This is a genomic window from Kitasatospora sp. NPDC093102 (assembly GCF_040683915.1).
GTDB lineage: Bacteria > Actinomycetota > Actinomycetes > Streptomycetales > Streptomycetaceae > Kitasatospora.
On record NZ_JBFBFA010000099.1, the window covers coordinates 1 to 8293 of the forward strand.

The 8293-nt window shown below is 68.8% G+C and carries 6 protein-coding genes and 2 pseudogenes; 5 read left to right on the forward strand and 3 right to left on the reverse strand.

The genetic code is table 11. The annotated features are described in order from the left end of the window. Positions 1-338: 338 nt before the first annotated feature. The 4 genes and pseudogenes from AB0O11_RS38670 to AB0O11_RS38685 all read left to right on the forward strand — a co-directional run. Positions 339-1145, forward strand: coding sequence for a class I SAM-dependent methyltransferase (locus AB0O11_RS38670; protein ID WP_363397146.1), 807 nt, complete (start codon positions 339-341; stop codon positions 1143-1145). A 307-nt stretch (positions 1146-1452) separates the two neighbouring features. After that, positions 1453-2091, forward strand: a complete 639-nt coding sequence (locus AB0O11_RS38675; RefSeq protein ID WP_363397149.1) for a ParA family protein — start codon at positions 1453-1455, stop codon at positions 2089-2091. Next, complete coding sequence (locus AB0O11_RS38680) at positions 2091-3233, forward strand: hypothetical protein (protein ID WP_363397152.1); 1143 nt, start codon at positions 2091-2093, stop codon at positions 3231-3233. The genes AB0O11_RS38675 and AB0O11_RS38680 overlap by 1 nt, the downstream gene beginning before the upstream one ends. A gap of 286 nt (positions 3234-3519) precedes the next feature. Beyond that, positions 3520-3695, forward strand: a pseudogene (locus AB0O11_RS38685) (IS5/IS1182 family transposase); the annotation flags it as partial. A gap of 49 nt (positions 3696-3744) precedes the next feature. Here the strand turns inward: AB0O11_RS38685 and AB0O11_RS38690 are convergent. The 3 genes from AB0O11_RS38690 to AB0O11_RS38700 form a co-directional block, all read right to left on the reverse strand. Further along, the gene (locus AB0O11_RS38690; RefSeq protein WP_363397161.1) at positions 3745-5211 is read right to left on the reverse strand and encodes an IPT/TIG domain-containing protein; all 1467 of its coding nucleotides are present in this window, start codon (positions 5209-5211) and stop codon (positions 3745-3747) included. A 663-nt stretch (positions 5212-5874) separates the two neighbouring features. Continuing rightward, the gene (locus AB0O11_RS38695; RefSeq protein WP_363397155.1) at positions 5875-6474 is read right to left on the reverse strand and encodes an IS3 family transposase; all 600 of its coding nucleotides are present in this window, start codon (positions 6472-6474) and stop codon (positions 5875-5877) included. Continuing rightward, positions 6471-6737, reverse strand: a complete 267-nt coding sequence (locus AB0O11_RS38700; protein WP_363397158.1) for a transposase — start codon at positions 6735-6737, stop codon at positions 6471-6473. Before AB0O11_RS38700 ends, AB0O11_RS38695 begins: the two co-directional genes overlap by 4 nt. 167 nt (positions 6738-6904) lie before the next feature. Between AB0O11_RS38700 and AB0O11_RS38705 the strand changes: the two are divergent. After that, positions 6905-8200, forward strand: a pseudogene (locus AB0O11_RS38705) (IS4 family transposase); the annotation flags it as partial. Positions 8201-8293: the final 93 nt, after the last annotated feature.

Genomic DNA, 8293 nt, shown 5'->3' on the forward strand with positions numbered 1-8293 from the left:
ATGACAAACGTGTCTATGTCTTCCTCGGCACGGTCACGGTCGCCGCCCTGGCCATCTGGCTCCGCTCATGATCGACCGGACAGAACCTAGGACCGGTGGATTGCCTGCCGTCGAGGCCGAAAAGGGAGCGGCTGACCAGGTGACACGTAGCCGGGCGTTGTGGTGCTCCGGCCGCAGCAGGGTCATTCCTGTGGCATCCAGGCCCCGGCGGGCCAATGCGGGCGAGGGTCTCGGACTCGTTGAGCGCGGGTTCCACAAGGAGAGACCACTCGGGCTGGGAGACAGTGCGTTAGGGTCCCGAGAAGTTGATCTGTGTATTCGCGGAGGGGTGGGGGACCGTGACGCTTTTCGATGAGAGCGAGCGGCGGATCTGGTCGGGCAGTGCGAGGGCCTATGCCGACAGCTTCGCGAAGCTGTGCGCCTATCCGCTTGAGCGGCTTCTGGATGTCGCCGGTGTCCGGGCGGGTGCGCGTGTTCTGGACGTGGGAACCGGGACGGGGACGGTCGCGGCGGCGGCCTGTGCGCGTGGGGCGAAGGTGTCGGCCGTGGACGCCGAGCCCGGCATGGTCGACCTGGCCGGGCAGGCCGCTCCGGCGGCGGAGGTCCAGGTGGCGGCGCTGCCGGAGCTGCCTTTCACGGACGGGGAGTTCGACGCGGTGGTGGGCAACTTCGTGCTCAACCACGTGGGCCGTCCACAGCAGGCGCTCGCCGAGCTGCGGCGGGTGACCCGTCCCGGGGGGACGGTCGCAGTGACGATCTGGCGTTCTCCGCCGGCTCCCGGCCAGGCCCTGATCGGTCGGGCGATCCAGGCCGCAGGTGTGGTGCGGCCGTCCGATCTGCCCGCTCTGGCCTCGGAGGACGACTTCCCGCGGACGGAGCAGGGCCTCACGGACCTGCTGGCCTCGGCGGGGTTGGCTGAGGCGGCCTGTGAGACCTTGAGCTGGGATCACCGCGCCGATGCCGAGGAATGGTGGAGCGGGCCGGCCTCCGGGGTGGCCACGATCGGGCAGATCGTGATCAGCCAGACCCCGGAAGTCCAGGCGGAGATCAAGCGACAGCTCGACACGCTCAGCGCCGAGTTCGCCGGTCCCGACGGGTTCCTGCTGTTGCCTCACGTCGCCCTGATGGCCAGCGGCCGCGTGTGACGGGGGTACGGGCAGACCTGCGCATTGACCCCCCCTCCGGCAACTGAACATCAGCGCGGATGGAAAATCCGAACGTCTGGAAGCCTGTCGGGCGAGCCAAGCGGCCTGCCGGGAAATCAGCCCCCCGCAAAAACCTGCCTTTGTGCTCCATTACGCGCAGGTCGCGTCAGGCTCCGGGCTGATCATCTGGAATGCTGTTCTCCGTCTGCCGTCCACGGCTTTGAGCGGCGGGCATCCGCAGTACCGGGCAGTCGGCCCGGGAAGCCCACGGAGAGAACGGAACATCATGAAGCCATCTGTGCTTGTCGTGTCCACCGACCCCCAGGGGTCCGCCGTCGTCTGGGCCGAGCGGGTGGGAGACAACCTGCCCTTCGACTTCATGGCGGCGCACGAGCACGCCGAGCAGCTGATCCACCTGAAGAAGACCGGCGCGAAGATCCACGTCATCGCCAACCAGAAGGGCGGCGTGGGCAAGACCACCACCACGGTCAACCTCGCGGCGTGCACGTTCGACGTCCTCGGCGAGAAGGACGAGTACCAGCACATCTTCATCGACACGCCGGGCACCCTGGCGGACGAGGAGATCCTGCGCAGGGCGCTGGAGATCGCGGACGACGTCCTGGTCCCGATGATCACCGAGCCGCTGTGCTTCGACCCGACGGCCCGGACCATCCAGAAGGTCATCGAGCCGATGGACATCCCCTTCCGGATCGTCGTCAACAACTGGGACCCCCGGGACGGCCGCGCCGACCTCGAGGACACCGAGGCGTACATCACCGCGAAGGGCTGGCCCCTCGCCAAGACCGTCCTGCGCCGGTACAAGATCCACTCGCGGGCGGTGGCCGAGGGAACGGTCGTCACCCAGTACAAGGAGAGCGGTACCGCCTACCGGGCCCGCGAGGACTTCTTCCGTCTGTCCCTCGAGCTCGGTTACGGGGGCCGCTGATGGCGGGCCGTCGCGTTTCCTTCGCCTCGATGGCCGCCGACCCGGTCGTCGACGCTCCGGGTGTGGACGCCGCCAACGACGCCCCGGTGGCCAAGTGGATCCCCACCGCCAGCTGCCTGCCCAACCCGCGCAACCCCCGCGACGAGCTGGGCGACCTTTCCGACCTGGCGAGCATCAAGGACCGCCAGCTGCAGAGTTGCCTCGCCGTCACCCCGGCCGCCTACCTGCGGCTGTGGCCGGAGGACCGGCAGACGCTGGGAGCGGGTCCGCAGGACGTGATCGTCGTCAACGGCAACCGCCGGCGGGCGGCCGCGGAGCTGTACGGGCGCGAGAAGCTGCTCGTCGTCGTGGACGACTCGGTGGCGGAGTCCAAGGCGACCCTGCTGCGGGCCGCGCTCGACGAGAACATGGCGCGCAAGGACTTCGACCCGATCGAGGAGGCCAACGCGGTCCTGCTCATCGTGGCGCAGTACCCGACCGCCAAGGAGGCCGCCGAAGCGGAGGGCTGGTCCCAGAGCTGGATCTCGCACCGCAAGAACCTGCTGAAGCTCCACCCCGAGCTGCAGCGCCAGGTGCGGGCCAAGGCGCGCGGCGAGGAGGGCATCTCCATCAACGTCGCCCGCCGGCTCGGTTCGGTGAAGGGCGTCGAGGAAATGTCCCTGGCCGGGCAGACCGCGGAGCTGGAGCAGCTGCTCCAGGCCGACGCCGACGTGGTGGCGGCGAAGCGGGCGGCCAGGCTGGAAGCCAAGGCCGCGGCCAAGGACACCTCCCCGGCGGTGCCGGCTCCGCAGCCGGCGGTCACGCCTGCGCCGACCGTCCAGCCGGTTGCCGAGGCGGCACCGCCGGTGGCGGAGCCGATGGCTCCCGCGGCACCCCGGCCGGAGCCTGTCCCGCAGGCTCCGCTCGCGAGCGCTGAGCCCGCATCGGGCACCGACCGGTTTTCCGCGGAAAATTCCGAGCCGCTCCCGATGCCGGAGCAGCGCGAGAAGCCGGCAGCCGCCGCCCCGCAGGCCGGACTCGGCAATGTCGACTGGCACGACGTCGAGGAACTGGCGGACGCCATCTGCCGCACCCTCTCGGCCGACGAGGCCTACCGCCTCGCCGACGCCCTGGCCAACCGTCTGCTGACGACCAGCAGCTGACGCATCCGTGGTGCCTCGCCCCACCGTTCGGGTGGGGCGGGACACCACAGCTCCTCGAGGCCCATGGCGGGCACCGGGACCCAGCAACCTCCCGGGATCGGACGACCGACCCGAGGCACTCTGCCGGGCGCACGTGGCGCGACGTCAGGTGTTCCTCGACTCCTCAACAGCCCAGCCGTGCCGGCGAAGTGCCGCCTGCGCCGGCCGCAGTGACAAGCCGCCGACGCCGACATCCCATCAGCCGGGAAACGGCAGAGCCGCTGCTCCACCGCAGGTCGGAAAGCCTCACGACGCGGGCAGGACCCGCACTCCGCTCAACGAACGCGGCCTCCATGGCCGCATCGCGCACAAGGGCGGGAAGGCCCCCATCCAGGCTGGCACGTCGAGCGCACCCACGCCTGGCAGAACGCCTTCCACCGGCTCGCCCGCCGCTACGAGCGGCGCGCCACCGTCGTCGACGCACGGCCCGGGGCTGCTCGAAGGGCCACCCCGGGAGCGGGGCGTGCGGACGCTACCGTCCGGTGTAGGTGAACTCGTCGGCCGGGCTGATGGGAGAGGTGGCCTTGCCGACCGTCACGGTGATGTTCACCGTCTGGTGGTCGTCGAGCTGACCGGGCGCGGTGGCGGTGATCTGGCCGGTGGAGACGAACCTGACCGAATCGGATGCCTTGTCCTTGAAGTGCACGGTGGCGCCGTCGGCGAAGCCCGAGCCGCTGATGGTGACCGGGGTGCCGGCCTTTCCGCTGGTCGGGCTGACCGCACTGACCACCACAGGCGCGGGTCCGCCATAGGCGAACTGCCCCATGGCGACGGCCGGGGAAGTGCCGAGGGTGTTGGTGACGCGGACGTGGACGACGCCGGTTCCCTTGGGGACCTGAGCGGTGATCCTGATACCGGAGGGGTCGATGTCGCGCTCGGTGCAGGCGAAGTGGCCGAAGTCGACCACGCTGTCCGGACTGAAACCGGTGCCGTTGATGGTCACCGTGGCGCCTGGCGCGCCGAAGGTGGGGGTCACATCAGTCACCACCGGCCCGGAAGGGACGGCAGGTGCCCCCACCAGATCCAGGTAGGTGGAGTTGGCGTGCTGGAAGGCGACCTGGCCGAGGAAGTCCTGGGTGGTCTTGTTGACCAGGTTCTTGGCAAGGCACGTGTATCCGGTGTTCATCAGGCAGAGCGTGCCGGGCTGGACGTAGACGTTGCCCTTCGTGCGCTTGAAGATCGACCCGATGAGCAGCTTCACCTCGTCGGTCGCCCGCGGTCCCGGGCTCGGGTACCAGCCGGCGGTGATGTCGAGATCGGCCCAGGCATGCGGTACCAGGTCGTAGGCGTTGTTCTGGCGCTCGTCGATGACCCACGGCACGGAGTCGAAGTAGTCGACGAAGCTCTGCACACCGGCGGTGGGAGCGGCATAGGTGATCACCGCGAACTTCGGCTGTTTCGGCCAGGTCTGTGCCTGCAGGTACGGCGCGAGCATGGTGGCGATGCAACCGCCCAGGCTGTGACCGGTCAGATAAACAGTCGGCTGCGGGGAGGAGGGCGCCGACTTGAGCGCGGCGGCGAGCGCCTGAGCGAGCGTGGCGTTCGGGGAGGGGGAGGCGATCGAGCGGGCGTTGACGACCCGTTTGAACGCATCCATCGCCCCCTTGGAAACGGCGATGGGCTTCGGCGATCCGCTTTCGGGGAACGGGACGACGATGCCGACCTCAAGGTCCTCAAGGATGTCGGTCAGATCGGCGTCCGTTCCGCGAGCGACCACGGCGAACTCGTTCGAGCCGTTGGTGCTCCGTGCGATGTAGGCCATGTTGGCGTTGGCCTCGCTCAGGGCGAGCCACACCAGCTGCCACGCGCCCTGCGTCGCGAGGCCGGGATCGCTCAGTTGCGCGCCGATGCCGGTGATGATTCGTTCGGTCTGATGCTCCAGGGTTTCCCCGGACGGACGCGGGGTGGCCCCGGTGGCTGCGAGGGCAGCCAGGGTCATGGTCACCTGGGCAATTGTCGGGTCGGGTGCCATCGTCGTTCCTGCTCCTCGGATGTCTTGCCGGTGCGGAGGCGGGGCGGCCTTTCGGCAGCATCAGGGCAGATCTGTGCCGAACCGGCCGTCATTGTGGATCGCACACAATCAGACCTCCCCTCTGCGTTGTCGGGTGCTTCTCCTGCCTTCAGGTTGACCAGGTTCACCGTGTTGGCCGTTCGTCATACGTGTGCGCGGTTCGCCGAGCCAGGTGCGCAGTGCGGTCTCCAGAACTGCGGTGTCCGCAGGCAGCCTGAGCTGCCCTGCATTTCGTGGAGTCCGCGATTGTGTGATCAAGCGGTCTGCGGGACTTGGTCCAGTTGCGCCCAGTAGGCCTGTTCGTACTCGTCGGGCGGGATGTAGCGCCCTGACGGCTCCTCAAGACTGATCGGTGGCATGCCGCCACTTTCACGGAACCAGCGTGTCCCCAGCACCGGCGACACGCCGACCGCGACGGTGGCATCCTCGCTGGTCAGGCCCTTCGCAACGAACCGCCAGAACCGCTGCCGCTCGGCCCGCCGACTGATCGGAGGCCGACCCGGCGACCGCAATGGCGGACGACCCGCCTTCAGCGCTGCACGCGCCCGTCCCTGAGCCACAACACCCTCCTCGATCGAGGTGTTGCGACGATCAGTTGAATCCGCCTTGCGACCCGCGGTCGCTGTGGTGAATGAGATCGGCGTCCTTCTTGATCTTCTGCCGCCACAAGGCCATCTCCAGCGCGTCCAGTGGCAGGTCCGTACGCATGTGATTCGCGACCTGCCAGCCCACGATCCGCCGCGAGTACGCGTCCAGGACGAACGCCACGTACACCCAGCCCGACCAGGTACGGACGTAGGTCAGGTCGGCCAGCCACGGCTGATTGGGCCGCTGGGCGGTGAATCGCCGGTTGGCCAGGTCCGGCGGGCGCGGGGCGGACGGCTCCGGGACCGTGGTGCGACGGCGCTGTCCGCGGATGACGCCCTCGATGCCGAGCTCGCGCATCAGCCGCTCGACGGTGCACCGCGCGACCGAGTGGTCGGTGCGGATCAGGGCGCGGGTGACGCGGCGGGCGCCGTAGGTGCGACCGGAGTCCTCCCACACGGCTGTGACCAGCGGGATCAGTTCCTCGTTGCGGAGCCGGCGGGCCGACTTCGGCCGTTGCTTGCGCGCGAAGTATGTCGACGGCGACAGCTCCAGCACCCGGCAGACGGGATCGACCCCGAAGCCGTCACGCAGGTGGTCGATCACCTGCTCGGCCTCGTCCGCGGACGGTCGATCTCCTGGGCAAAAAACACGCTGGCGGCCTTGAGGGTCTCGTTCGCGCGCCTCAACTCGGCGACTTCCTTGCGGAGTTCCTTCAGCTCGTCGCGCTCGGCGGTGGTGAGGCGGTCGTCCCGCTCTCCGGCGTCGGCCTCGGCCTGGCGGACCCAGGACCGCAGGGCCTCCGGGTGGATGCCGAGGTCACGGGCGACATGCGCCACCGGGCGGCCGGTGGATCGGACCTCGCGCACGGCGCGCTCACGGAGCTCATCGGGGTACTTACAATGCCGCGTAGTTAGCGTGCCGGTGCCGCTGTCAAGCGGGTCAGGATAATTGGGGCAACCGCCATCGAAAGGAGCGGGACCCCTGGTAGAGCGAGGAAGCCGACCAAGGTCTTCACGCTCGACGAGAGGTCCCGTTGTCCGACCAGTCTGCCATCACCACGCTCATCCGTACGTCCGTCGTCGCCGATGGCCTCTACGCGCCCGGCCACCTCGGCGAGCTGACGCAGCAGATCCCCTTCGAACTCGTCGACGACGTGCTCGAGCAGACACGAACCAGAGAAGTGAGGCGGCGGGTGCTGCCATCGAGGGTGGGCGTCTACTTCGTGCTCGCCCTGACGCTCTTCCCGCACCTGGGCTACCTGCGAGTCTGGGACAAACTGACCTGCGGGATAAGGCAGTTACTCGTAATCCGCCCCTCGGAGAAGGCCCTCCGCGACGTGCGTCGCCGTTTGGGGCCAGCTCCCTTGAAAGCGCTGTTCACGATCCTGGCGGGGCCTGCGGCCCGGCCACAGACTCCAGGAGTGTGTTATCGGCGCTGGCGGACCGTCGCGCTTGATGGCTGCAGCTCGACCAAGGCCCCTGACCGTCCCCGAGTCTGCGGCTGGCTCGGCAAGATCAAGCACCGTTACGGCCAGGAGGGCTATCCCATGCTGAAGCTCGTCGCCCTGTGTGAGACCGGGACACGAGCCCTGCTCGGCGCGGTCTTCGGACCGGTCGCCCCGGCCGAGACCGTCTATGCAGAACAACTCCTGCCGCTGCTGGACGAGTCCATGCTGCTGCTGGCGGACCGGGGCTTCGACACCGACGAGTTCCTGGCTGGGAGCGCGGCCACCGGCGCCCAGCTGCTGATCCGGCTGAAGAGCCAGCGCACGCCGGCCCGGTGGGCGAGCCTGTCCGACGGCTCCTACCTCACCCGCGTCGGCGGCGTGCGGTTGCGCGTCATCGACGCACAGGTGACGGTCACGACCAGCGCCGGGGTGCGTGTCGTCGGCCATTACCGCCTGGCCACCACGCTGCTGGACCCGCGTCGCGCGCCGGCCTGCGAACTCGTGGCCCTCTACCACGAGCGCTGGGAGATCGAGTCGGCGTTGTACTCCCTGCGCCACACCCTCCTCGACGGCCTAGTCATGCGCTCGCAGGAACCCTTGGGAGTCGAGCAGGAGATGTGGGCTCATTTGACGGTCTACCAGGCACTTCGTCGTGCCATGGCCGAGGCTGTGGAGTCCTCGCCTGGCACTGACCCGGACCGCGCCGCGTTCACTGCGGCTCTCGAAGCCGCCCGGACCCAGGTTGTCGCCGCCGAAGGAGTGCTGCCGGACCCGGCGCGGCCTCACACGCTCGGTTTGATCGGGCAGGCGGTGCTCGAAAATCTGCTGCCCGCCAGAAGGCCGCGCATCGCCCCCCGCCGGGTCAAGTGTCCTGTCTCACGTTAGAAGGTGTTGTCTTTCGGCACGTGACCGGTGGGTTTCCGCTGGTCAGGCATGAACTCCGTGGTGTCGAGGAAGAGTCGGGCCGTCGCGTTC